We start from the raw sequence: 23834 nt of genomic DNA, 5'->3' as shown, positions 1-23834 counted from the left end.
CTGTCGTCAGCGGCGACCGGTGGTCGCTGCTGCGTAGTAGCCGGTGATGTGGTCGTGGACCGCGACGCGGGCGTCGTCGGCGCGGTTCTCCTCGATCGCGTCGATGATGGAGCGGTGCTCGGCGCGCAGCCGCAGGACGGCGCTCTCCCAGTCGGGGATGCGCTCGACGCCCTCGAGCACGTAGTCCTCGATCGATGAGCGCAGGCCGGCCATGACCGCCGCGACCACCACGTTGCCCGAGGCCTCGGCCAGCGCGATGTGGAACTGCGCGTCGAGGGCGAGGAAGTCGGCGGGCGAGAGATGATCGGCATCCATCGCGATGAGCGCCTCGTGCGCGGTGGCGAGGTCGCGCTCCTCGGCCCGCGCGAGGTCGCCGGCGACCCACTCCTCGAGCAGGAGACGCGTCGAGACCACGTCCGCGATCGCGAAGCCCTGCGCGGCGACCTGGAGCCGCAGGAGCGCCTGCATGCCGCCCGTGGGGCGCGCGACGACGATGGCGCCGGCGTTCGGGCCGGATCCGGTCGCGGTGCGGATGAGGCCCATCACCTCGAGCACGCGCAGCGCTTCACGAACGCTCGAGCGCCCGACGCCGAGCTGGGCGACGAGGTCGCGTTCCGAGGGCAGGCGGTCGCCGGGGCCGAGGCGGCCCGCGAGCAGATCAGCCTCGATCTTCTCGAGAACGACGCGCCAGGCGCGCGCCGGGGTTGCGTCGACCATGACGTCACTCTCCTCCGTGGTCGGACCACCTTAACCCCATGTGGTCAGACCGTGCAACCGGCGGATGAAACGAATCATCACGCCTGCGCGAAACGGATCAGGCGAGGCGCCCCGCCGACTCCCGCAGGTAGCACTCGGCGCACATCGACTCGTAGGTCACCCGGTCGGGGGCGAGCTCGTCGATCGCGACCTGATCGCCCTCGAACACGAACCGGCCGCTCACGAGCCGCGCGTTGAAGAGCGCCTTCCGCCCGCAGCGGCAGATGGTCTTCAGCTCCTCGAGGCTGTGCGCGAGCTCCATGAGCCGCGCGGACCCGGGGAAGGCCCGCGTCTGGAAGTCGGTGCGGATGCCGTAGGCCAGCACCGGAACGTTCTCGGAGACGACGATCCGGAGCAGGTCGTCGACCTGATCGGGCGTCAGGAACTGCGCCTCGTCGATGAGCAGGCACGCCACGTCGGAGCCGGTCTCGGCGCGCACTCGTGCCCGATGCTCGGCGAAGACGCGGCGCACATCGGCATCCGGAGCGATCAGGAAGTCGACGTCGCGCTGGACGCCGAGCCGGCTCGAGATCTGGCCAGCGCCCTTCGTGTCGATCTCGGGCTTCGCGAGCAGCACGTGCTGCCCGCGCTCCTCGTAGTTGTAGGCCGCCTGCAGCAGCGCCGTCGACTTCCCGGAGTTCATCGCTCCGTATCGGAAGTAGAGCTTCGCCACGTCAGGGGTTGATCGCGAGAGCCTCGGCGGTCTCGCCGACCAGGGCCCGGGCGCGGTCGGCGTTCGGGTTGAGCGGCTCGCCGTAGCTCGGGATGAGTTCGCGCAGCTCGCCCTCCCACCCGGCGATCCGGTCGGGGAAGCAGCTCTTCAGCAGCCCCAGCATGATGGATGCCGCTGTCGAGGCACCCGGCGAAGCGCCGAGCAGACCGGCGATCGAGCCGTCGGCCGACGTGACCACCTCGGTGCCGAACTGCAGCACCCCGCCCTTCTTCGGGTCCTTCTTCATGACCTGGGCGCGCTGACCGGCCTGGATGATCTGCCAGTCCTCGTCCTTGGCCGTCGGCATGAACACGCGCAGCGAATCGACCTTCTTGCCGTGGTTCTTCAGCAGCTCGCCGACGAGATAGGTGATGAGGCTCGGGTTGTCGACCGCGACCTTCAGCATCGGCACGAGGTTGTGCGGACGCACCTGCGACACGATGTCGGTGATGCGACCGTTCTTCAGGAACTTGGGGCTGAACGTCGCGAACGGGCCGAACAGCAACGACGCTTCGCCGTCGACGACGCGCGTGTCGAGGTGCGGCACCGACATGGGCGGGGCACCGACCGAGGCCTGCGAGTACACCTTCGCCTTGTGTTGCGCGACGATGGCGGGGTTCGAGGTCTTCAGGAACTGCCCGCCGATCGGGAAGACGCCGTAGCCCTTGATCTCGGGGATGCCCGACTTCTGCAGGAGCTTCAGGGCCCAGCCGCCCGCGCCCACGAAGACGAATCGCGCGTCGGTGAAGCCGGGCGTGCGGCCGAGGCGGTTGCGCCACGACACCCGCCAGGTGCCGTCGGCCTGCCGCGTGAGGTTCCGCACCTCGCGGTCGGTGATGACGTCGACGCCCTGATCCTGCAGGTGCGCGAACAGCTGGTGGGTGAGCTCGCCGAAGTCGACGTCGGTGCCGGCCGGCACGCGGGTGGCGGCGAACGGCTCGCCCTTCCGGCGCTGCTTCATGAGCAGGGGCGCCCACTCGTTGATGACGCGAGAGTCCTCGGAGTACTCGATGCCCGCGAACAGCGGCTGCTCCTTCAGCGCCTCGTAGCGCTTCTTGAGGTACGCGACATCCTCCTCGCCGCGCACGAACGTCATGTGCGGCGTTGCGTTGATGAAGGTCGACGGCTCATCGAGGATGCCGCGCTCGATGAGCGAGGTCCACAGCTGCCGGCTCTGCTGGAACTGCTCGTTGATCGTGATGGCCTTGCCGGGGTCGACGGTGCCGTCGGGGCCCTCGGGCATGTAGTTGAGCTCGCACAGCGCGGCGTGGCCGGTGCCCGCGTTGTTCCACGCGTTCGAGCTCTCGAGCGCGAGATCCGAGAGGCGCTCGTGCACCTCGATCTTCCAATCGGGCTGAAGCTGCTTCAGCAGCGTTCCCAGGGTGGCACTCATGATGCCACCGCCGATCAGGACGACGTCGACCGTTTCACTCACGATGAAACAGTCTACGTTCCGTCAGGCGAACAGTTCCGCGATCTGGACGGCGTTGAGCGCCGCGCCCTTGCGCAGGTTGTCGTTGCTGATGAAGAGGACCAGGCCCTTGCCCTCGGGCGCCGACTGGTCGGCGCGGATGCGGCCGACGTAGCTCGGGTCGCTGCCGGCCGCCTGGAGGGGCGTCGGCACCTCTTCGAGCGCCACACCCGGGGCGGAGGCGAGCAGCTCGCGGGCGCGGTCGGGGGTGATGTCGCGCGCGAACTCCGCGTGGATCGAGAGGGAGTGCCCCGTGAAGACGGGAACGCGCACGCACGTGCCCGCCACGCGGAGGCCCGGCAGCTCGAGGATCTTCCGGCTCTCGTTGCGGAGCTTCTTCTCCTCGTCGGTCTCGTTGTCGCCGTCGTCGACGAGGTTGCCCGCGAACGGGATCACGTCGAAGGCGATCGGGGCGACGTACTTCTCGGGCTGCGGGAAGTCGACCGCCGAGCCGTCGTGGACGAGCCGGAGGGTGTCGCCCTGAGCGAGGACGCCCTCGACCTGACCGAGCAACTCCTCTGCTCCGGCGATGCCCGAGCCCGAGACGGCCTGGTAGGTCGAGACGATGAGGCGCTCGAGACCGGCCTCGGCGTCGAGCACCTTGAGCACCGGCATCGCCGCCATGGTGGTGCAGTTGGGGTTGGCGATGATGCCCTTGGGGCGGTTTTCGACAGCGTGCGGGTTCACCTCGCTGACGACCAGCGGGACCTCGGGGTCCATCCGCCAGGCGCTCGAATTGTCGATGACGACCGCGCCGGCCTCGGCGAAGCGGGGCGCGTGCGCGCGCGAGCCGGTCGCGCCGGCCGAGAAGAGCGCGACGTCGATGCCCGACGGATCGGCCGTCGCGATGTCCTCGACGACGACGTCGTGACCTGCGAAGTCGATCGAGGTGCCCGCCGAGCGGGCGGTCGCGAACAGCCGCAGCTCGCGGATCGGGAAGTTCCGCTCGACGAGGATCTCGCGCATCACCGTTCCGACCTGGCCGGTGGCGCCGACGACGGCGACGGAGAGTCCGGACTCGGAGATGCGGGTCATAGCTGTTCCTTGCGTGAAGCGGGATCGGGTTTCCGCGATTCTATCGGCGGGCCGGGAGCCGCCCGGCGCGCATGACCGCCGATGACCGCCCGAATCAGGCCATCTCGGGTCGGTTCCACTCCCCCGGAACGTCGAGCGCGCCGTACTCCAGGTCGATCCCGTCCGGGCGGATCGAGGCGGTGCAGACGAGGAGCGACAGGGTCGGGATGCCGGAGGGCCGGTTGTCGCGGATGATCGCCTCGTCGTCCGTGGCCGCCGTCGCCGCGGTGTCCTGCAGCACGTCGAGCCAGGGCCGGAGGTCGCCCCGAGCCTCCAGTTCGGGCGCCGCGGCGGCGAATGCGTCGAGCCAGCGGCGGATGCGCGCCGTCCGTGGATCGTCGACGTCGTCGTGCGCGATCATGTGCGTTCCGGGTGCGAGCCGAACGGTGCGGAGGGTCGCGGCATCCCACATCGAGATGCGCACGCGACCCCCGGAGACATCGACGAGATTGAAGCCGTGCGTGGGCGGAACGCCGGTCGGCGGCACCCCGGCGACCGCGTCGAGGACGATCCGGCCACGCGATTCGGCCGGTACGTCGTCGGCGAGGACGTCGGCGCGGTTGAGGATCACCGCCAGACGGCGCTCATCGTCGTCGGCGGCGAGCCAGGCACCGCCCGCGCGCCGATCCCGCACGCCCACGACACCGGGGTGCGTCGTGGGCCACCAGGGGCCGACCGGGTCCCAGGCGCGTGACGGATCCTCGTCCCGAACGGCGAGAAGTCGGACGGGATGCGACGGATCGGCCGGCACCTGGACGACGACGGTGCACATGCTGCTTCTCGCTCCGGGTCTGCTGTGCGGCCGGACGGCCGTGGGAGGATCGGGGACATGTTCATCGTAGTCGGGGTCACCGGCGGCATCGCGGCGTACAAGAGCGTGCACCTGGTGCGCCTGCTCGTGACGGAAGGTCACGACGTCCACGTCGTCCCGACGGAGGACTCGCTGCGATTCGTCGGTCTGACGACGTGGGAGGCGATCAGTCGGAACCCCGTCACCACCTCGGTCCACGTCGACGTCGCACGGGTGCGTCACGTCTCTCTCGGGCAGAGCGCCGATCTCGTGATCGTCGCTCCCGCCACCGCCAACACGCTCGCGGGCATGGCCGCCGGACTCGCCGGCGACCTGCTCGGCACGACGCTCCTCGCGACGACGGCGCCGGTCGTCGTCGCACCTGCCATGCACACCGAGATGTGGCGACACCCGGCCACGGTCGCGAACGTCGAGACGCTGCGTGGACGCGGCGTCGTGGTCGTCGGCCCCGCCGACGGGCCGCTCACCGGCGGCGACAGCGGCCCCGGGCGGATGTCGGAGCCCGAGCAGATCGTCGCCGTCGCGCTGGCATCGGTGAGCGGCGGGGTGGACGACGACCTGACCGGCCTCCGCGTCGCGGTGTCGACCGGCGGCACGCGCGAGCCGCTCGACCCGGTGCGCTTCCTCGGCAACCGCTCGAGCGGTCGGCAGGGCGCCGAGATCGCCGCCGCGGCGGCGCGGCGCGGCGCCCGGGTGACTCTCGTCGCGGCGTCCGTCGACGACGGCGTGCTCGACGAGGTCTCGCGGCATCCGCGGGTATCGGTCGTGCGTGCCGAGACGGCCGCCGAGCTGGGCGACGCCATGACGGATGCAGCCGGCGACGCGGATGTGGTGATGATGGTGGCGGCGGTCGCCGACTACCGGCCGGCGGAGGTCTCGGACCGCAAGCTCCGGAAGGAGGACGGGCCGCTCGCGTCGATCACGCTCGTGCCGAACGACGACATCCTCGCGGGCCTCGCTGCGGCGCGCCGCGACGGGCAGACCGTCGTGGGGTTCGCAGCCGAGACCGTGGACGGTCCCGCCGAGATGCTCGAGCGGGCGCGCCGCAAGCGCGAGCGCAAGGGCGTCGATCTGCTCGTCGTCAACGAGGTCGGGTGGAGCACCGGCTTCGGCGCGGGCGAGAACGCGGTCGCCGTCATCGGCGCGGATGGCGAGGTCGTCGTCGAAGCCTCCGGATCGAAGGCCGTGGTCGCCGACGCGGTGTGGGACGCGATCGCGTCGGCCCGCGGCATCCGCTGAGCCCGGTCGAGCGGGTCGGGTCGGGTCGGGTCGGGTCGGGATACGTTCGTCGGACCGGCGGGTCACACGTCGATACGACGCCCGGTCGAGTGCACAGCAGCCCCACAGGTCCGACGAACGTATCGCGGCGGCCGCGACGGCGACGGCGGCGATGCCGCCGACGGGCCCGGGTCAGCGACCGGTGCCGGCGTAGACGACCGCCTCGGTGTCGCCGTCGAGACCGTAGGCGGTGTGGACGACCTGCGCGGCCTGGGCGAGCTCGTCGCCGCGGACGACCACCGAGATGCGGATCTCGGAGGTCGAGATCATCTCGATGTTCACGCCTGCGTTCGACAGCGCCTCGAACAGCGTCGCCGACACGCCCGAGTGGGTGCGCATGCCCGCGCCGACGACCGAGAGCTTGCCGATCTGGTCGTCGTGGACGAGGCTCTCGAAGCCCACCTCGGTCTGCTCGCCGGCGAGCGCGCGCAGCGCGACGGCCGCGTCGGTCTTCGGGAGCGTGAACGAGATGTCGGTGCGGCCGGTCGCAGCCGCCGAGACGTTCTGGACGATCATGTCGACGTTCGCCCCGGACTTGGCGACGATCTTGAAGATCTCCGCCGCCTTGCCGGGAACGTCGGGAACACCGATGACGGTGATCTTGGCCTGGCTGAGGTCGGTGGCGACGCCCGCGACGATCGGCTCTTCCATCTCTTCTTCCTTTCGGCCTTCGGGCAGCGACATCCCGGGTCCGAGCACGAATGTGCCGGACCCCGAGCTGAACGTCGACCGGGCGTTGATCATGACCCCGTGGCGGCGGGCGTACTCCACCGCACGGATGTAGAGCACCTTGGCGCCGTTTGCGGCGAGCTCGAGCATCTCCTCGGCCGAGACGACGCCGAGCTTGCGCGCCTTCGGGACGACGCGCGGGTCGGCGGTGTAGATGCCGTCGACGTCGCTGTAGATCTCGCACACGTCCGCCGAGAGCGCCGCGGCGAGCGCGACCGCGGTGGTGTCGGAGCCGCCGCGACCGAGGGTCGTGATGTCGCGGGTGTCGCGGTTGAAGCCCTGGAACCCGGCGACGATGACGATCGCGCCCTCGTCGAGCGCCTCGCGCAGGCGGATCGGGGTCACATCGACGATGCGGGCGGCGCCGTGGGTCGCGTCGGTGATCATGCCGGCCTGGCTGCCGGTGAACGAGCGCGCCTCGAAGCCCATCGAGTGGATCGCCATCGCGAGCAGCGCCATCGAGATGCGCTCGCCCGAGCTGAGCAGCATGTCGAGCTCTCGCGGAGCCGGGATCGGCGCGACCTCGTTCGCGAGGTCGAGCAGCTCGTCGGTCGTGTCGCCCATGGCGCTCACGGCGACGACGACGTCGTGACCGGCGCGCCGGGTGTCGACGATGCGCTTCGCGACCCGCTTGATGCTCTCGGCGTCGGCGACGGACGACCCGCCGTACTTCTGGACGATCAGTGCCATGAGAGAACTCCCGGACGCCGAGATGGCGAAGTCGCTTCGGGCGCCCGGATGCCGCGCCCGACGCTCAATCATACGGACGAGCCCATGCGGGCTCGTTCATGTGACGACCGCTCGGGCGCCGTGGTTACGATCGATGCATGACCCGCCGGAGACTGTTCTCCTCCCTGCAGTCCCTCGTCCACGTCGGCGACCCGGCCCTGCCTCCCACCGAGCAGCTTCCCGTTCTCGACGACGCCTTCGCCGTCCGCGTCGTCGAGTTCGCGATCCGCGTCGGCGAGACGATGCTCGTCGCCGGCGCCTCGGCGAGTGATGTGACATCCACGATCGTGCGCGTCTCGGCGATCTACGGCATCGATCCGGTGCACGTCGACGTGACCTACAACTCGATCACGGTCGCCCACCACCGCAGCGGCGACGACCGCCCGATCACGCTGATGCGCGTCGTCCGCGGAGCGATCCCCGACCACGCCCGACTGCAGCGGATCCAGGCGCTCGTCACCGACGTCCGCGGCGGCCTGTCGCTGGATGCCGCGACCGTCCGCTTCCGGATGATCCGCCGGACCCCGTTCCGCTACCGTCCGCCCGTGGTCGTCGCATCGCAGGCGCTGCTGGCCGTCGGCGTCGCGGTGATGTTCGGGGGCAACTGGCTCGTGCTCGTGCTCTCGTTCCTGGCCGCGGGCCTGGCCTCGGTGACCCAGTTCGCGCTCAGCCGCGCGCGGGTGCCGTTCTTCTTCAGTCAGATCGCCGGGGCGTTCGTCCTCACCCTGGCGGCGGCGGCCGCGCCGCTCCTGGCGACGACGGGGTGGGAGGCCGCGCAGTCGGTGCGGCCGTCGGTCATCGTCGCCTCGGGAATCGTGCTGATGCTCGCCGGGCTCACCGTCGTCGGCGCGGCACAGGACGCGATCGACGGGTTCGCCCTCACGGCGATGGGGCGCATCCTCGAACTCATCACGCAGACCCTCGGCGTCGTCGTCGGGATCCTCGCCGGCCTCGAGACCGCACGCGTCCTGGGGGTCGGGATGCAAGCGCCGAGCGCCGCTCTCCCGCTCGGGCCCCTGCCGCTGCAGTTCGCCGGCGCGGCGCTGATCGCGATCGCCGTGGCGCTGTTCAACGGCGCCGGGATGCGGATCGTGGCGGTCAGCACGGGCTTGAGCGTCATCGCCTGGACGGGATACGTCGCGGCATCCTCGATCGGATTCGACGTCGCCGCGGCCAGCGGCGTCGGGGCCTTTGCCGGCAGCATCGTCGGCATCATCGCGGCCTATCGGCTGCACGTGCCGTCGGTGGCGATCACGACGGCGGCGATCCTGCCGATGGTGCCCGGAGCCGCGGTGTTCCGCGGCCTGCTGGGCGTCGTGGAGGCCGGCGACAGCACAGCGGTGCTCATGACCGGGTTCACGACCCTCGCGAGCGCCGCGACGATCGGCATCAGCCTCGCGGTCGGCGCCTCTCTCGGCATCTACCTGGGACAGCCGCTGCGCGCCTCGCTGTCGTCGGTGACCCGCGCCCGCGCCCGCATGCGCTGAGCCGCGCCGCGCTCGTCGCGAGGACTCGGCGCGAGAACTCGTCGCCATGTGCGGCATCGACCCGTTCGAGACAGCCGCACGCGACCACTTCGCGGTCACCCGCCTGCGCGCGCCAGGTCAGCTCGGCGCGATCGGAACCGAAGGGTCGGATGCCGCGCGCCGCCGCAGCCGGCCGCCGGTGGCGGCGAGCCAGCATCCGGCGACGACCAGCGGGAATCCGAACACGAGGCCGGGACTCACCGGCTCGGCGAGCACGACGGCGCCCAGCACCACCGCGACGACCGGGTTGACGTAGGTGAACAGCGGCGCGCGGGACGGTCCGACCCGTTCGATGAGGGCGAAGAACAGCACGAAAGCGAGCGCGGTGCACACGATGCCGAGCGCGGCGAGCGACAGCGTGCTCGAGACCGTCGGCACCTCGTGCTGGGTGAGGATCGCGATCGGGAGGTAGAAGATCCCGACGGCGAACAGGGCGATGACGACCGTGCCGAGCGCGGGGACACCGCGGAGCTTCCGCGCCACGATGAACGGCGCGACGGCGTAGAGGAGCGCGACGAGCAGAACCTCGCCGATCGCGAGCGGTCCGGCATCGCCGACCGCGAGCCCGGGTCCGGCCACCACGATCGCCACGCCGACGAAGCCCACGAGCAGCCCGAGTCCGCGCACCGGGTGCAGCACGCCGCGGTCCCCGCCGGCGAGGGCGATGAGCGCGGCGAAGAGCGGCACCGTCGCGACGAGGAGTCCGGTGAGACCCGACGGCAGCGTCTGCTCGGCGTGCCCGAGGAGGATGAACGGCCCGGCCATCTCGATCGCGCCGAACGCGAGCACCCAGCCGATCCGGGAGAACGCCGGTCGCAGGGCCCGGGCGCGGAGCGCGAACGGCAGGAGGATGAGGGCGCCGAGCAGCGTGCGCGCGGCGACGATCGCGGCGGGCGAGTACGACTCGACCGCCTGCTTGATGAAGAGGTACGGGATGCCCCAGATGAGGGCCATCGCCCCGAACAGCAGCCACGCGCGGCCGTCGAATCGGGGCGCCGGCTCGGTCACAGCTGGCGTCGCCCCTCGAAGGCGCGGCCGAGCGTCACCTCGTCGGCGTACTCGAGGTCGCCGCCGACGGGCAGCCCCGAGGCCAGGCGTGTCACACGGATCTCGAGCGCCGTCAGCAACCGGCTGAGGTAGGTCGCCGTCGCCTCGCCCTCGAGGTTCGGGTTGGTCGCAAGAATGACCTCCGTCACCGTGCCGTCGGCGAGACGCTGCATGAGCTGGGCGATGCGCAGGTCGTCGGGGCCGACGCCGGCGATCGGGCTGATGGCTCCGCCGAGCACGTGGTACAGACCGCGGAACTCCCGGGTGCGCTCGATGGCCGCGACGTCCTTCGCGTCTTCGACGACGCAGATGAAGGTCGCGTCGCGGCGCGGGTCGCGGCAGATCGCGCACCGCTCCTGCTCGGAGACGTTGCCGCAGATCTCGCAGAATCGGACGCGCTCGCGCAGCTCGCCGAGGAGGTGCGACAACCGGGTGACGTCGAACGTCGGCGTCTGGAGGATGTGGAACGCGATGCGCTGAGCGGACTTCGGACCGATGCCGGGCAGACGCCCGAACTCGTCGATGAGGTCCTGGACGATGCCGTCGTACATGGCTTATCCGAATCTCGTGGGGGTGGAGTAGGTCTCTTCGCGGACGAACGTGGCACCCAGGACCTGTCGCACGACCGCCTCGCCGTAGCGTTCGATGCCGCCGCGGCGGGGCGCCGGGGGCGCGGCGGGGGGCGCCGCCCGCTCGACGGCGACCGGGGCTCGCGGAGGCACCGGTGCCGCATCGTCGACCGGCGGCGGCGGGTCGTCGCGATCCTCTTCGTCGATCGGCGGCAGCGGATCAGGATAGCGGTCGACATCGCCGTCGTGCGGCGGAGCCATCGTCTGCACCGACGCAGCCGCGACGACCGCATCGGCCGGCTCGTCATCGACGGCGAGCGGGGGCGCCGGCGCGCTCTGCGGAATGGGCGCGACCGCCCATTCCGTCACCGGCGACGAGTACGACGCGGTCCGTCCGGCTCCCCCGCCGGTCGGCGCACCCTCTCTCGCGCGCGCGGCCGGTGTCGGGGATGCCGAGCCGCCCGCGACCGGACCATCACCGAGGGAGGCCGTGGGCGGTGCGGATGCCGCTCCCCCCGATCCGGGCGTGTTCCCGTCGGCCGGGGGCTGAGCGCCGCCGCCTCCCCCGCTTCCGGGCTCGGAATCGTGGCGGGCGACGTACTTCACCCGGACACCGAGGACATCGACGATGGCTCCACGCAGGTCTTCGCTGGGACCGCGCCCCGCCGTCAGCTTCTTGAACTGCAGCACGTCGGCCTGGCTCTGGAACGACAGCGTCAGAACGCCCGTCTCGGAGAAGCCGACGGGGGTGGCGACCGAGGCGATCATCCACGAGGTGCGACTGACGGACTCGAGCCGCTGGAGCACCTCGGGCCAGGCGTCGCGCATCTGCGCGAGGGTGACCGTCGCGGGATCGCGGGGCTCGGCAGGCGATCCCGAACCCGGTGACGTGCTCGAAGGTGCCGAACTCGAAGGTGCCGAACTCGCCGCCGCCGACCCGCCGGTCGGGGCGGTCACCGATGGCGTCGGGTCGGAGCGCGGGGTCGTCGGTGCGGGAGTCTCCTGCCGTGCCGCGAAGCCGGGCTGCGCAGCGACGGGAGCGGCCGTGGACGAAGCGGCCGGCGCCGCGGCGATCGGGGCGCCGGCCGAAGCGGGCACACCGTGCTGCGCGGAGGCCAGCACGCGCGCGACGAGCAGCTCGAGCTGCAGCCGCGGCGACGTCGCTCCCGACATCTCGTCGAGCGCCGCCACGACGAGGTCGGCGGTGCGCGAGAGCCGATCCGTGCCGAACAGCGCCGCCTGGCGATCCATTCGCTCGAGCTCCTCGGCGGACACACCGCGGAGCACCGCCGCCGCGCCCGAGCCCGTCGCCGAGACGATGATGAGATCGCGCAGGCGCTCGAGCAGGTCGTCGACGAACCGTCGCGGGTCCTGACCGGTCTGGATGACCCGGTCGACCGCGGCGAAGGCGGCCGCGGCGTCGGTCGCCCCGAAGGCCCCGACGACCTCGTCGAGGAGTTCGGCGTGCGTGTAGCCGAGCAGCGACACCGCGCGCTCGTAGGCCACGGCGCCGTCGTCCGACCCGGCGATGAGCTGGTCGAGGAGCGAGAGCGTGTCACGCGGCGAGCCGCCGCCGGCGCGCACGACGAGCGGGAGGACGCCGGCCTCGACGCGGACGTCCTCCTGCGTGCAGAGCTGCTCGACGTACTCGAGCATCGCGGCGGGCGCGACGAGACGGAACGGGTAGTGGTGGGTGCGCGAGCGGATCGTGCCGATGACCTTCTCGGGCTCGGTCGTGGCGAAGATGAACTTCACGTGCGCGGGCGGCTCTTCGACGAGCTTCAGGAGCGCGTTGAACCCCTGCGCCGTGACCATGTGGGCCTCGTCGAGGATGAAGATCTTGAAGCGATCGCGGGCGGGGGCGAACACGGCGCGCTCGCGCAGGTCGCGGGCATCGTCGACGCCGTTGTGGGATGCCGCGTCGATCTCGACGACGTCGAGCGACCCGCCGCCGCCGCGGCTGAGCTCGACGCAGCTGTCGCAGGTGCCGCACGGGGTGTCGGTCGGCCCCTGCGCGCAGTTGAGGCAACGGGCGAGGATGCGGGCCGACGTGGTCTTGCCGCAGCCGCGCGGACCGGAGAAGAGATAGGCGTGACCGACTCGGTCGGAACGGAGAGCGGTCATCAGCGGCTCGGTCACCTGAGCCTGACCGATCATCTCGCCGAACGCCTCGGGTCGATAGCGGCGGTACAGGGCGGTCGTCACCCGAACAGACTACGGCGTGCCGCCGACATCGGCCCCCGGCATCCCGCCCTCCCCTCACCCCAGCTCGCGGGGAACACGGGGCGGGGGTGAGGGGTTGGGAGGGGTGTGAGTGCTGTGAGGGTCGACGTCGCGGTGATCGGCGCGGGGCAGGCCGGGCTCTCGGCGGGTCACCACCTGCGGCGGCGCGGGTTCGTGCCCGCCTCGACCGGCACGGCCGCGCAGGCAGCCGCGACGGGGACGTTCGTCGTCCTCGACGCGGATGCCGCGCCGGGCGGCGCATGGCAGCACCGCTGGGAGTCGCTGCGCATGGCGACGGTGAACGGCATCCACGAGCTGCCGGGCGCGCCCGTCCCGCCCGCCGACCCGTCGGCGTCCGCCCGCGACGTCCTGCCCGCCTACTTCGCGGCCTACGAGCGCGACAACGACCTGCGCGTTGAGCGTCCGGTGCGGGTGCGCAGCGTCTCGCGCGTCGACGACGACCCGCGCGGCCGGCTGCGCGTCGCCACCGACGCCGGCACCTGCGACGCCCGCTACGTCATCAACGCGACGGGCACGTGGCGGCGCCCGTTCTGGCCGCGCTACCCCGGTGCCGAGACGTTCCGCGGCGAGCAGCTGCACGTCCACGACTACGTCGCCGCCGAGCGCTTCGCCGGCCGGCGCGTCGTGATCGTCGGTGCGGGCATCTCGGCGATCCAGCTCCTCGACGAGATCTCGCGCGTCGCCGAGACGTTCTGGGTGACGCGCGACGAGCTGCGCTGGGATGCCGATCAGTTCGACACCGCGGCCCGCGTCGCCGCGATCGCCGGGGTCGAGGAACGGGTGCGGCAGGGCCTCCCGCCCGGCAGCGTCATCTCGGTCACCGGACTGCATCGAAGCCGCTGGGCCGATGAGGCCGAGCAGCGTGGCGTGCTCGTGCGGCATCCGATGTTCCGCGCGATCGAGCCGGACGGCGTCCGCATGCCGGGCGGCACCCTCGAACGGGCCGACGTCATCCTGTGGGCGACCGGGTTCCGGGCCGATGTCGCCCACCTCGCACCGCTCGGGCTGCGCACGCCCGCCGGCGGGATGCGCGTCGCGAACGGGCGCTCGCTCGACGAGCCGCGCCTCTTCCTCATCGGCTACGGCCCGTCGCAGTCGACCGTCGGCGCGAACCGGGCCGGGCGCGACGCCGTGCGCGCGATCGTGCGCGACGGAACCGTTCCCCCGGATGCCGCTGCCGCCGCATCCGGGGGAACGACTCAGGAGTCGATCCCGGTCTGATCCTGCTGGCCGGCGAAGGTGTGCTCGTAGTCCTGCACGACGGGGATCTCGCCCGTGATGGTCGGGATCGACCGCGTGATCGTCGAGTCGGGGACGGATGCCGACAGAAGCGACCCGTCCTCGCGGCGCACGTCGGCCAGCTGACGCAGCGACGGCCGCCCCGCGAGCAGCGGACCCTGGCCGGCCAACGGGATCGTGACGCTCTCGCCGCTGCCGACGCGCGCCTCACGGCCGCGGACCGTGAACTCGACGGGCGCGCCCTCCCCCGCCGTGACGGACAGCGCGTCACGCGTGATCGTCACCTCGAGACGGGTGCCCCGCCAGTGCAGCGTGAACTCGAGCGAGGGCCAGTCCTTCGGCAGGCGCGGGTCGAAGCTCAGCTCGCCGTAGTGGTCGCGCATGCCGCCGAAGCCCGAGACGAGCGCGGTCCACACACCTCCTGCGGAGGCGACGTGCACACCGTCCGCAGCATTGTTGTGCAGGTCGCCGAGGTCGACGTAGATCGACTCGCGGAAGTATTCGAGGGCGAGGTCCTGGTAGCCCACCTCGGCCGCGAGGATCGACTGCACGACGCCCGAGAGCGTCGAGTCGCCCGTCGTGAGCGGGTCGTAGTATTCGAAGTCGGCGAGCTTCTCCTCGTCGGTGAAGTGGTTGCCCTGCAGGAAGAGGGCCAGCACCACGTCGGCCTGCTTGAGCACCTGGTAGCGGTAGATGACGAGCGGGTGGAAGTGGAGCAGCAGCGGTCGCTGGCTGTCGGGCGTGTTCTCGAGATCCCACACCTCGCGTTCGAGGAACACCGAATCCTGCGGGTGAATGCGCAGCGACTCGCTGAACGGGATGTGCATCGCCTCGGCGGCGCGATCCCACGCGTCCGCCTCGCCGGGATCGAGATCGAGGCGCTCGATCAGCGCCCGGTACTGGTCGGGAGCCTCTTCGGCCATGTCGCGCACGGTGCGTGCCGCGAAGCGGAGGTTGAAGCGGGCCATGACGTTCGTGAACAGGTTGTCGTTGACGACGGTCGTGTACTCATCGGGTCCCGTGACGCCGTGGATGTTGAACGACTCCTCCGCGCCGTCCTCGCTGAAGCGCCAGAAGCCCAGCGTCGACCACAGCCGGGCCGTCTCGACGGCGATGTCGACGGCCTCGCGGTAGAGGAAGTCGACGTCTCCCGTCGCCCGCACGTACTTCGCCAGCGCGAAGCTCACGTCGGCGTTGATGTGGTACTGCGCGGTGCCCGCCGCGTAGTAGGCAGAGGCCTCCTCGCCGTTGATCGTCCGCCAGGGGAAGAGCGCACCCGCCTCGTTGAGCTGACGCGCGCGCCGGCGGGCCGCGGGCAGCATGAGGTAGCGCATGCGGAGGGCGTTTCGCGCCCAGAGCGGGCTCGTGTAGGCGAGGAACGGCAGGACGTAGACCTCGGTGTCCCAGAAGTAGTGACCGCTGTACCCCGACCCCGAGACGCCCTTGGCGGGCACTCCCTGCCCGTCGGCGCGGGCGGAGGCCTGCGCGAGTTGGAACAGGCACCACCGGGTGGCCTGCTGCAGGTCGTCGTGGCCTTCGATGCGGACGTCGGAGCGGCTCCAGAAGTCGGCGCACCACGCCGCCTGCCGCTCGAACTGCGTGTCGATGCCCTCGTCATGGACGCGGTCGAGCACCCGGCGTCCCCGGTCGACGAGCTCGCGCGCGGGCACGCCGCGCGAGGTGTGGTAGCTCACGAGCTTCGTGAGCGTGATGGGGACGCCCGCCTTGGCGTGCACGCGAAAGACGTTCTTGGCGATGTCGGGCTCGACGAGGCGGCGAGCCGAGAACTCGTTCTCGGTCTCCATGATGTGATCGGCCACGACGGCGATGGTCATGCCGGAGTTCGTCGCCTTGTACGACAGCGCCGCACGCCCGTCCTCGTCCTGCCAGTACTCCTGGGGCTGGAGAACCCGCTCCTCGATCTTCTCGGTCTTGCGCGGGTCGAATCCGGCGCCCTTGGCCCGGTTCGGGGCGGAGCCGCCGTAGACGTCCTCGCCGTCCTGACGGTTGAGGATCTGGCAGCTGACGGTGACGGGCGCGTCGGAGTTCAGCACCGTGACCGTCAGCCGCATGATCGCGAGGTGCTTCTCCTCGAACGACACCATGCGCTCGAAGTCGATCTCGACGTCCTTGCCGCTCGGCGTCACCCAGCGCAGGTGGCGCGAGAGCACACCGGTGCGCATGTCGAGCACCCGCTCGTAGTCGCGCACGTCGGCGACGTCGAGCGCGAGCGGCTCGTCGTCGACGTAGACGCGCATGATCTTCGCGTCGGGGGCGTTGATGATCGTCTGCCCCACCTCCGCGAATCCGTAGGCCTGCTCGGCGTGACGGATCGGGAAGATCTCGTGGAAGCCGTTGACGAAGGTGCCGTCCTCGTGCGCCTGGCGCCCTTCCGGCGGATTCCCGCGCAGGCCGAGATATCCGTTGCCGACGGCGAAGAGCGTCTCGGAGACGCCGATGTCGTCGGTCGAGACGCCCGTCTCGATGAGGCGCCAGGGGTCGACGGGGAATCGATCGCGATCGATCATGAAGGCCTTCCGGATGCGGGAGCCGGCAGTCGGGTGCTGTGCCGGCGGGTGAGGCGGACTCGGGTCAGACGAAGGCGGCGAGATCGTCGACGACGACGTGCGCACCCAGAGAACGCAGGGCGTCGGCGCCGGCACCGCGATCGACTCCGATCACGAGAGCGTAGCCTGCGGCGACGGCCGACTCGACACCCGAGTGAGCGTCCTCGACGGCGACCGAGCGCGCAGGGTCGACGCCGAGCATGCGGGCACCCTCGGCGAACACGTCCGGAGCCGGCTTGGAGGGCAGGTGCCGCTCCTCCGCGACGACGCCGTCCATGACGACCGGGAAGAGATCGATCAGCCCGGCGACGGTCAGCACCTCTCGGGCGTTCTTCGAGCTCGAGACGACGGCGATCGGGATGCCGGCCGCCCGCAGCTTGTGGACGAGTGCGAGCGAGCCGGGGTACGGCTCGATGCCATCGCCGCGCAGAACGCGCTCGAACACCGCGTTCTTGCGGTTGCCGATGCCGCAGACGGTCTCGGCCGCAGGATCGTCCGACGGATCTCCCCACGGCACCTCGATGTCGCGCGAGCGGAGCAGGCTCGCGACGCCGTCGTAGCGCTTCTTGCCGTCCAGGTGACGGAAGTAGTCGTCGTCGGTGTAGGCGGGCTCGATCTCCCATGCCGCGAACAGCTCGGTGAACATCGTCCGCCATGCGTGCATGTGCACGTCTGCGGTGGGCGTGAGCACGCCGTCGAGGTCGAAGAGGACTCCGTCGTACGCGGTCAGGTCGGGCAGCTGATCGGCGGTCACGGGACCAGCGTAATCATGCTGCGGGCTTCGCCGAACCGCTTGACGGGCCGCCCGCTCAGCTCGTCACCCCCACGGTCTGCCGTGCGATCTCGAGCTCCTCGTTCGTGGGGACGACGAGGACGGTGACGCGTGAGTTGTCGGTCGAGATGCGACGGATGCCGCGGCCGCGGTCGGCGTTGCGGTCCGGGTCGATCTCGATCCCGGCGAATCCGAGGGTCGCGAGCGCACCGGCGCGCACCCGCGACGAGTTCTCGCCCACGCCGGCGGTGAAGGAGATGACGTCGGCGCCGCCGAGTTCGGCGAGGTAGGAGCCGGCGTAGGCGCGGAGGCGGTGCAGATAGACCTCGAACGCGAGGGTCGCCGCGGCATCCCCGCGTTCCACCCCGTCCTCGACGTCGCGCATGTCGGACATCCCCGAGAGCCCCAGGAGGCCGCTGCGCTTGTTGAGGAGGTCGTCGAGTTCGGGGATGCTCATCTCGGCCCGCCGCGCGAGGTGGAAGATGACGGCGGGGTCGACGTCGCCCGAGCGCGTTCCCATGACGAGGCCCTCGAGGGGGGTGAGCCCCATGGAGGTGTCGACCGAGCGGCCGCCGTCGATCGCGGTGACCGACGCGCCGTTGCCCAGATGGAAGACGATCTGGCGCAGGTCCGCGAGCGGGCGGCCGAGGTGGGTGGCCGCGGCTTCGGAGACGAACTTGTGCGACGTTCCGTGGAATCCGTAGCGGCGCACGCGATGCGTCTCGGCGAGGCCGGCGTCGATCGCGTACGTGTAGGACGCCGGCGGCATCGTCTGGTGGAAGGCGGTGTCGAAGACGGCGACGTGCGGGAGGTCGCCGAAGGCGGCCCGGGCGGCGCGGATCCCCTGGAGCGCTCCGGGGTTGTGCAGCGGGGCCAGCACCGACAGCTCGTCGATGTTGATCTCGACGAGCGGCGTGATGAGCGTGGGCTCGAAGAACCGCGCGCCGCCGTGCACGACACGGTGCCCGACCGCGACGGGCGCGTGCGCCTGGAGCGACGGTCCGTCCTGGGCGAAGGCGTCGAGCATGAGCTGGAAGCCGGCGGTGTGGTCGGCGATCGGCAGCTCGCGCTCGGTCGTCGCCTCGGTCGCTGTGACGGCCGCCCCGCCGGCATCCGAGGCATCGGGACCGGCGAAGTAGACGGTGTGCTTGACCCGGCCGGTCGGCTGTCCGATGCGTTCGACGAGACCCGAGGCGTAGGGCGCCCCGGAGTCGGTGTCGATGAGCTGGTACTTGAACGAGGACGATCCGCTGTTGATGACCAGCACGACGCTCATGCGGATGCCCCTCCCTGGGCCTGGATCGCGGTGATCGCGATGGTGTTGACGATGTCTTCGACGAGCGCGCCGCGCGACAGGTCGTTGATGGGCTTGTTCAGTCCCTGCAGCACCGGCCCGATGGCGATCGCGCCGGCCGAACGCTGCACGGCCTTGTAGGTGTTGTTGCCGGTGTTGAGATCCGGGAAGACGAAGACCGTCGCCTTGCCGGCGACCGACGATCCGGGCATCTTCTTCGCCGCGACGGCGGCATCGGTGGCGGCGTCGTACTGGATCGGCCCTTCGACGGGCAGCTCGGGCGCGCGCTCGCGGACGAGGGCGGTGGCGGCCCGCACCTTGTCGACATCGGCTCCCGAGCCCGACTCCCCCGTCGAGTACGACAGCATCGCGATGCGCGGGTCGATGCCGAACTGCGCCGCCGTCTCGGCCGAGGAGACGGCGATGTCGGCGAGCTGCTCGCTCGTCGGGTCGGGGATCACGGCGCAGTCGCCGTAGACGAGGACGCGGTCGGCGAGCGCCATCAGGAACACGCTCGAGACGACCGAGACGCCGGGCTTGGTCTTGATGATCTCGAACGCGGGCCGGATGGTGTGGGCGGTGGTGTGGGCTGCGCCCGAGACCATCCCGTCGGCGAAACCGAGGTGCACCATCAGGGTGCCGAAGTACGACACGTCGGTGACGGTGTCGGCGGCGCGCCCATAGGTCATGCCGCGGTGGGCGCGCAGGCGCTCGTACTCGCGGGCGAACTTGTCGACGTGCACGGCGTCGAAGGGCGAGAGGACCTCCGCCCCGCGCAGGTCGAGACCGAGCTCGAGCGCGCGCGAGCGCACCTCGATCTCCTCGCCGAGGAGGGTGATGTCGGCGATGCCGCGCGCGAGCACGATCGACGCGGCGCGGAGGACCCGGTCGTCGTCGGCCTCGGGCAGCACGATGCGACGGCGGTCGGTGCGTGCGCGCTCGACCAGGCCGTAGGCGAACATGAGCGGTGTCACCACGGTCGCGTGGGCGAGGCCCAGCGCGGTCGTCAGCTCGTTGGTGTCGACGTGGCGCTCGAACAGGGCCGCAGCCGCTTCGTAGTGACGGCGGGAGTCCGCGGCGAGGCGACCGCGCGTCGACATGATGCGCGCGGCGGTCTCGTAGGTGTCGAGTCCCGTGGCGATGATCGGGATGCTGGCACCGACACCGTCGATGAGGCGGTCGACCGCCTCGGGCAGCGGAAAGCCGCCGTTGAGGACGATGGCCGACAGGCTCGGGAACGTGCCCGAGGCGTGGGCGAGGAGGGTGGCGAGCAGAACCTCGGCGCGGTCCGCCGGGATGACGACCACGGCACGCTCGGTCAGGCGCGGAAGGACGTTGACCATCGACATCGCGCCGATCACGACGCCGAAGACCTCGCGCCCCAGCAGTTCTTCGTCGCCCTTCACGAGCGATCCCTCGACGGCCTGCAGCACGCCGCGCACGCTCGGCGAGACGAGGAAGCGGTCTTCGGGCACGGCCCACACCGGCACGTCCTGGGGAAGCGCACCACGCACGGCGCTGACGACCTCGTCGAGGCGATCGCCGTCGGCCCGGTTGGCGATGACCGCGAACAGCTCGGCGCGCTCGGTTCGCAGCTCGGCCGCGGCGAGGGACGCGATCTGGCCCATCTCGGCCGGTGTCCGCGGGGTCGACGAGCCGAGCTTCTCGCCGCCGCCCTGCCCCGCGCGACCGCCCAGCACGAGCAGCACGGGCGCACCGAGGTTCACCGCGATGCGGGCGTTGTAGCCGAGCTCGGCGGGCGAGCCGACGTCGGTGTAGTCGCTTCCCATGATGACGACGGCGTCGCACTGGGCCTCGACGGCTTTGAAGCGTTCGACGATGCGCGAGAGCGCGGCATCCGGATCGCTGCGCATGTCGTCGTAGGTCACGCCGATGCAGTCGTCGTAGTCGAGGTCGACGCCGTCGTGGTCGAGGAGCATCTCGAGAACGTAGTCTCGCTCGGCGGTCGATCGGGCTATGGGCCGGAACACCCCGACGCGGGGTGCGACGCGGCTGAACGCCTCGAGCACCCCGAGGGCGATGACCGACTTCGCCGAATGGCCTTCTGCGGACGTGATGTAGATGCTCTGAGCCACGGTTTCAGCCTAGGAGGGTCGGGCCTGACGACGAACCGTGAATAACCCCGACGAAGCGCAGCAGACCACGTCGGTGGGGAAAAGTAAGACTCTCCGCGAACCCGGCAGAGCCTGGTTACCCTTGCTACGTTTCCGTCCTGGGGGATTTGGCCTGGATGCCGCCTCGCGGAGAGCTGACAACAGTCTAACCGGATGCCGCGCCCCGCTCGAACCGGGTGGGCCTGATGACCACCCGAGTGCCCCCGCCTCGCCGGAAAGCTCTCGCTTTCAGGCCGCTTCTCCAGGTTGTTCGGAGCGCGGCTCCCCGATCGCAGCAGGCAGCTGTACCGTCATGCCCGCACGAACATGCAGGGGGTTATCCCGAGATCGCGGGATCAGACGAAGAGGTTTCGTTCCGCAACGACCGGGACATCTGCCGGAGCACTCGGAATGCCGTATCCCGTTCCACGTCGGTGAGGTCGCGCATCATCCGCAGCTCAACAGCTCGAACCTCAGCGGTCGCCCTTTTCAGTTGAGCGCGACCAGCTGAGGTGAGCTGGACGGGGAGGACTCGCCCCACCGGAGCCTCCGTCGGCCGCGACACAACGCCGTCGCGTTCGAGAGTCTGCAGCAGCACGTTCATCGACTGGCGCGTAACGAACGCTCCACGTGCGAGTGCCGAGTTCGACAGGCCCGGGCGCTGTGCGAGCAGCTCGAGACAGGAGTAATGGGTGATCGTCATTCCGAGCGGACGGAGCACCTCCTCCATCGCACCACGAAGAGCAGACGATGCCTCTTTCAGGAGGTAACCCATCGAGGTCTCGAGATCGATCCCGGCGCCATCTTGACTCATGTCAGCATTCTGACATATTGTCTCGTATGTCAGAAGACTTACACAGAAGACTTACACAGAAAGAGGATGGCATGGCCGTCACCGGACCCGACTTCATCTCGCTCCAGGTTCGCGACCTCGACGCGGCGCAGGCGTTCTACGAGCAGTATCTTGGCCTCGTTCGCTCTCCGGCAGGACCACCGCACGCGGTGGTTTTCGAGACCAAGCCGATAGCGTTCGCTCTTCGCAACCTCGTACCGGGTGTCGATCTCGACGCCGTCCCGCAGCCGGGCATCGGCGCAGCGATCTGGCTCCATGCCACAGATGTGCAGTCGATCCACGACGAGCTCGTGGCCGACGGGCATACGATCGTCGCTTCACCGATCGACGGACCGTTCGGTCGCACTTTCACCCTTGCGGACCTCGACGGCTACCAGATCACACTCCACGACCGCACCTGAAGCGGAGGGGTCGCAATGCGGTCCATGTCCTCGGCGGCGAGTTCGAAGCCGAGGACGTCGATGTTCTGCTGCAACACGATCTCGGCATGGGAACGAACCGACCGAACGCGGGCTCGCCTCCGCGAGACCTCGACGCGCTCGTGCACGGGAGCTACGTGCCATCAGCCGCAGCCGGTGGATGGCAACGGGCTGTCAACCCCGGCGGATTCAGCCGAGCTTCTCGTCTACGTTGCACGCATGACCGGCCAGACTCAGTCAACGATGGTTCGGAGCTCGATCGCGATCGATGACTCCGTGTTCCCTCTCGCGCAAGGCGACGTGGTCGACGAGCTCGTGCTGAAGATCGAGGACGCAGTGCGCCTGGGGGGACGGTTCGTGCGCTTCACCGTGGTCGGCAACCGCACGGTCCGGGCGCTGATCACCCCGCACAGCCGGGTGATCATCTCGGTGGAGGCCGTACAGTTCGACCCGCGTGATGACGGCGACCTCGACAGGCCGTTCGGAACTCATTTCGACGACTTCTGATGGATCTCGTCGCAACACCGAAAGGCGATGCTCGAGCGGTCCCCGACCCGACTCACCGATCGGCGGGGAACGCGGAAAGTGCGGACAACCGCCCGCGAACACAACCCCCATCGTCGAGGCCCGCGGAGGAGCGCAGACTGACCCGATGCGTCGGATCGTCTACGGAGCGGGAGTCATCGTGACAACCGACGACGTCGCCGACGCGCTCATGCAGCTCACGGCCGCTCTCGCGAACCTCGGACAAACGGCACACGTACGCGTCCCCGCAGCCGCTGACACGCCCGACCGACACCACGACGTCGCCATGATCGTCGGACCCGGCATACCCATGCTGACCGAACCCGCAGGTTGGCAGGGAGAAGAACCCGACTTCTCCACCAGCGCCACCCTGTTTCGCATGCACCCCGCCTACCCGTACCCGAACGTGCCCGGCGCACGCACGCTGTCCGCACCCGCAGAAGTGGACAACTGGGACCCCGACCTCGACGGTTACTGAAGAAGCGGCGGTTCTGGCATCGTTCACGATGTGGCGACGATTCCACGAACGTGCGCACGTAACTGATCGGCTTGTGACGAGGCGACTCGCTGCCGGGATGCCGCGATCCAGCGCCGCCCGCAGATTCGCGGTGTTTGCGCCGGATGCGAGCAAGTCAGATTCGACCGCGTCAAGCGGCCGGCGGCTCTTCGCGGTGGCTTGCCGACCTCTCCGCGAGATACGCGCACAATTGCGCCGCCGTGTTGAGCTCGGCAGTCAACGCGTAGACCTCTTCACTGGAGAGCGCGATCTCCTCGGGCTGCGGTTCGAACACCACACGCCACCGCGGGTCGACCTCGACCGGCGGGTGGATGTAGACCGTCGTGCTCGCGTTCCGAAGCGGAACGATCACCAATCCCCCATCAGCACCCAGCGAACTGTCCTGCAGCGCGACGCGGATCAGATCTCCGTCGGCTCGACTGGAGATGAAGCCGGCCAGCCAGCCCTCGAGGGTCTCCCTGCTGCGATAGGGCATGTGAGTGTCTTTCTGATCATCAACAGGACCCGCAAGACCGGCCCCGACTCCGCGAGATTAGCAGGCATGAGCGGCGGTTATTGGATCCAGTCGAACTTCCGGACGGGAGTTTC

21 protein-coding genes and 1 other RNA gene are annotated in these 23834 nt (G+C 70.2%); 6 read left to right on the top strand and 16 right to left on the bottom strand.

What is annotated here, in order from left to right; all coding sequences use genetic code 11:
• Window positions 1–6: 6 nt before the first annotated feature.
• From F6B42_RS12340 to F6B42_RS12320, 5 genes are all read right to left on the bottom strand, one after another.
• The gene (locus F6B42_RS12340) at window positions 7–717 is read right to left on the bottom strand and encodes a FadR/GntR family transcriptional regulator (RefSeq protein ID WP_150419984.1); all 711 of its coding nucleotides are present in this window, start codon (window positions 715–717) and stop codon (window positions 7–9) included.
• 97 nt (window positions 718–814) lie between these two features.
• Window positions 815–1429, bottom strand: a complete 615-nt coding sequence (locus F6B42_RS12335) for a thymidine kinase (RefSeq protein ID WP_150419983.1) — start codon at window positions 1427–1429, stop codon at window positions 815–817.
• A 1-nt stretch (window position 1430) separates the two neighbouring features.
• Entirely contained in the window at window positions 1431–2903 is a 1473-nt protein-coding gene (locus F6B42_RS12330; RefSeq protein ID WP_150419982.1) for a malate:quinone oxidoreductase, read from the bottom strand.
• A 21-nt stretch (window positions 2904–2924) separates the two neighbouring features.
• The gene (locus F6B42_RS12325; RefSeq protein ID WP_150419981.1) at window positions 2925–3974 is read right to left on the bottom strand and encodes an aspartate-semialdehyde dehydrogenase; all 1050 of its coding nucleotides are present in this window, start codon (window positions 3972–3974) and stop codon (window positions 2925–2927) included.
• 94 nt (window positions 3975–4068) lie between these two features.
• Window positions 4069–4785: an NRDE family protein gene (locus F6B42_RS12320; protein ID WP_150419980.1), complete on the bottom strand. Its 717-nt coding sequence runs from the start codon at window positions 4783–4785 to the stop codon at window positions 4069–4071.
• 57 nt (window positions 4786–4842) lie between these two features.
• Between F6B42_RS12320 and coaBC the strand changes: the two genes are divergently transcribed.
• Window positions 4843–6063 carry a bifunctional phosphopantothenoylcysteine decarboxylase/phosphopantothenate--cysteine ligase CoaBC gene (gene coaBC, locus F6B42_RS12315; protein ID WP_150419979.1) on the top strand — a complete coding sequence of 407 codons (1221 nt, stop codon included), beginning with the start codon at window positions 4843–4845 and terminating at the stop codon, window positions 6061–6063.
• Between the two features lie 171 nt (window positions 6064–6234).
• Here the strand turns inward: coaBC and F6B42_RS12310 are convergent, their stop codons facing one another.
• Window positions 6235–7521 (bottom strand): aspartate kinase, encoded by a 1287-nt coding sequence (locus F6B42_RS12310; RefSeq protein WP_150419978.1) that lies wholly within the window; start codon window positions 7519–7521, stop codon window positions 6235–6237.
• Between the two features lie 137 nt (window positions 7522–7658).
• On the opposite strand from F6B42_RS12310, the gene F6B42_RS12305 reads away from it, so the two are divergent.
• A complete protein-coding gene (locus F6B42_RS12305; RefSeq protein WP_150419977.1) occupies window positions 7659–9047 on the top strand; it encodes a threonine/serine exporter family protein in 1389 nt (462 codons plus the stop codon).
• Window positions 9048–9164: 117 nt separating this feature from the next.
• Here the strand turns inward: F6B42_RS12305 and F6B42_RS12300 are convergent, their stop codons facing one another.
• From F6B42_RS12300 to F6B42_RS12290, 3 genes are read right to left on the bottom strand one after another with little or no spacing between them, the layout of a single operon-like run.
• Window positions 9165–10094 carry a DMT family transporter gene (locus F6B42_RS12300; RefSeq protein WP_223878482.1) on the bottom strand — a complete coding sequence of 310 codons (930 nt, stop codon included), beginning with the start codon at window positions 10092–10094 and terminating at the stop codon, window positions 9165–9167.
• Entirely contained in the window at window positions 10091–10684 is a 594-nt protein-coding gene (gene recR, locus F6B42_RS12295) for a recombination mediator RecR (RefSeq protein ID WP_150419976.1), read from the bottom strand. The genes F6B42_RS12300 and recR overlap by 4 nt, the downstream gene beginning before the upstream one ends.
• Window positions 10685–10687: 3 nt before the next feature.
• Window positions 10688–12907 (bottom strand): DNA polymerase III subunit gamma and tau, encoded by a 2220-nt coding sequence (locus F6B42_RS12290; protein ID WP_150419975.1) that lies wholly within the window; start codon window positions 12905–12907, stop codon window positions 10688–10690.
• A gap of 105 nt (window positions 12908–13012) precedes the next feature.
• Here F6B42_RS12290 and F6B42_RS12285 point away from each other — a divergent pair, with 105 nt between their 5' ends.
• Entirely contained in the window at window positions 13013–14167 is a 1155-nt protein-coding gene (locus F6B42_RS12285; RefSeq protein WP_150419974.1) for an NAD(P)-binding domain-containing protein, read from the top strand.
• On the opposite strand, the gene F6B42_RS12280 is transcribed toward F6B42_RS12285, so the two are convergent.
• The 6 genes from F6B42_RS12280 to F6B42_RS12255 all read right to left on the bottom strand — a co-directional run bounded on the left by F6B42_RS12280 (window position 14146) and on the right by F6B42_RS12255 (window position 21746).
• A complete protein-coding gene (locus tag F6B42_RS12280; RefSeq protein ID WP_150419973.1) occupies window positions 14146–16713 on the bottom strand; it encodes a glycoside hydrolase family 65 protein in 2568 nt (855 codons plus the stop codon). The two genes, F6B42_RS12285 and F6B42_RS12280, sit on opposite strands and share 22 nt — an antisense overlap.
• 64 nt (window positions 16714–16777) lie before the next feature.
• The gene (locus F6B42_RS12275; RefSeq protein ID WP_150419972.1) at window positions 16778–17506 is read right to left on the bottom strand and encodes an HAD family hydrolase; all 729 of its coding nucleotides are present in this window, start codon (window positions 17504–17506) and stop codon (window positions 16778–16780) included.
• 55 nt (window positions 17507–17561) lie between these two features.
• A complete protein-coding gene (locus F6B42_RS12270; protein ID WP_150419971.1) occupies window positions 17562–18800 on the bottom strand; it encodes an acetate/propionate family kinase in 1239 nt (412 codons plus the stop codon).
• Complete coding sequence (pta, locus tag F6B42_RS12265; RefSeq protein WP_150419970.1) at window positions 18797–20914, bottom strand: phosphate acetyltransferase; 2118 nt, start codon at window positions 20912–20914, stop codon at window positions 18797–18799. Before pta ends, F6B42_RS12270 begins: the two co-directional genes overlap by 4 nt.
• A gap of 81 nt (window positions 20915–20995) precedes the next feature.
• Window positions 20996–21092, bottom strand: an RNA gene (ffs, locus tag F6B42_RS12260) — signal recognition particle sRNA small type.
• Window positions 21093–21269: 177 nt separating this feature from the next.
• On the bottom strand, window positions 21270–21746 hold the full coding sequence (locus tag F6B42_RS12255) for a MarR family winged helix-turn-helix transcriptional regulator (RefSeq protein WP_150419969.1): 477 nt from the start codon (window positions 21744–21746) through the stop codon (window positions 21270–21272).
• Window positions 21747–21817: 71 nt separating this feature from the next.
• On the opposite strand from F6B42_RS12255, the gene F6B42_RS12250 reads away from it, so the two are divergent.
• From F6B42_RS12250 to F6B42_RS12240, 3 genes are all read left to right on the top strand, one after another.
• Window positions 21818–22186, top strand: coding sequence for a VOC family protein (locus tag F6B42_RS12250; protein WP_150419968.1), 369 nt, complete (start codon window positions 21818–21820; stop codon window positions 22184–22186).
• 174 nt (window positions 22187–22360) lie between these two features.
• A complete protein-coding gene (locus F6B42_RS12245) occupies window positions 22361–22711 on the top strand; it encodes a hypothetical protein (RefSeq protein ID WP_223878481.1) in 351 nt (116 codons plus the stop codon).
• A 145-nt stretch (window positions 22712–22856) separates the two neighbouring features.
• The gene (locus F6B42_RS12240; protein WP_150419967.1) at window positions 22857–23207 is read left to right on the top strand and encodes a hypothetical protein; all 351 of its coding nucleotides are present in this window, start codon (window positions 22857–22859) and stop codon (window positions 23205–23207) included.
• A 169-nt stretch (window positions 23208–23376) separates the two neighbouring features.
• On the opposite strand, the gene F6B42_RS12235 is transcribed toward F6B42_RS12240, so the two are convergent.
• Complete coding sequence (locus F6B42_RS12235) at window positions 23377–23721, bottom strand: hypothetical protein (RefSeq protein WP_150419966.1); 345 nt, start codon at window positions 23719–23721, stop codon at window positions 23377–23379.
• Window positions 23722–23834 lie beyond the last annotated feature (113 nt).

It is taken from the genome of Microbacterium radiodurans (assembly GCF_008710705.1).
In the GTDB taxonomy this organism is placed as follows: Bacteria; Actinomycetota; Actinomycetes; order Actinomycetales; family Microbacteriaceae; genus Microbacterium; species Microbacterium radiodurans.
The sequence above is the reverse complement of the archived record's forward strand: the minus strand, read 5'-3'. Positions and strand labels throughout refer to the sequence as shown.

What these genes read in the sequence shown, in the direction of transcription:
- F6B42_RS12340 (WP_150419984.1), bottom strand. Translation starts at nt 717, where the DNA reads ATGGTCGACGCAACCCCGGCGCGCGCCTGGCGCGTCGTTCTCGAGAAG.
- F6B42_RS12325 (WP_150419981.1), bottom strand. Translation starts at nt 3,974, where the DNA reads ATGACCCGCATCTCCGAGTCCGGACTCTCCGTCGCCGTCGTCGGCGCC.
- F6B42_RS12320 (WP_150419980.1), bottom strand. Translation starts at nt 4,785, where the DNA reads ATGTGCACCGTCGTCGTCCAGGTGCCGGCCGATCCGTCGCATCCCGTC.
- coaBC (WP_150419979.1), top strand. Translation starts at nt 4,843, where the DNA reads ATGTTCATCGTAGTCGGGGTCACCGGCGGCATCGCGGCGTACAAGAGC.
- F6B42_RS12310 (WP_150419978.1), bottom strand. Translation starts at nt 7,521, where the DNA reads ATGGCACTGATCGTCCAGAAGTACGGCGGGTCGTCCGTCGCCGACGCC.
- F6B42_RS12305 (WP_150419977.1), top strand. Translation starts at nt 7,659, where the DNA reads ATGACCCGCCGGAGACTGTTCTCCTCCCTGCAGTCCCTCGTCCACGTC.
- recR (WP_150419976.1), bottom strand. Translation starts at nt 10,684, where the DNA reads ATGTACGACGGCATCGTCCAGGACCTCATCGACGAGTTCGGGCGTCTG.
- F6B42_RS12280 (WP_150419973.1), bottom strand. Translation starts at nt 16,713, where the DNA reads ATGATCGATCGCGATCGATTCCCCGTCGACCCCTGGCGCCTCATCGAG.
- F6B42_RS12270 (WP_150419971.1), bottom strand. Translation starts at nt 18,800, where the DNA reads ATGAGCGTCGTGCTGGTCATCAACAGCGGATCGTCCTCGTTCAAGTAC.
- F6B42_RS12255 (WP_150419969.1), bottom strand. Translation starts at nt 21,746, where the DNA reads ATGAGTCAAGATGGCGCCGGGATCGATCTCGAGACCTCGATGGGTTAC.
- F6B42_RS12250 (WP_150419968.1), top strand. Translation starts at nt 21,818, where the DNA reads ATGGCCGTCACCGGACCCGACTTCATCTCGCTCCAGGTTCGCGACCTC.
- F6B42_RS12240 (WP_150419967.1), top strand. Translation starts at nt 22,857, where the DNA reads ATGCGTCGGATCGTCTACGGAGCGGGAGTCATCGTGACAACCGACGAC.
- F6B42_RS12235 (WP_150419966.1), bottom strand. Translation starts at nt 23,721, where the DNA reads ATGCCCTATCGCAGCAGGGAGACCCTCGAGGGCTGGCTGGCCGGCTTC.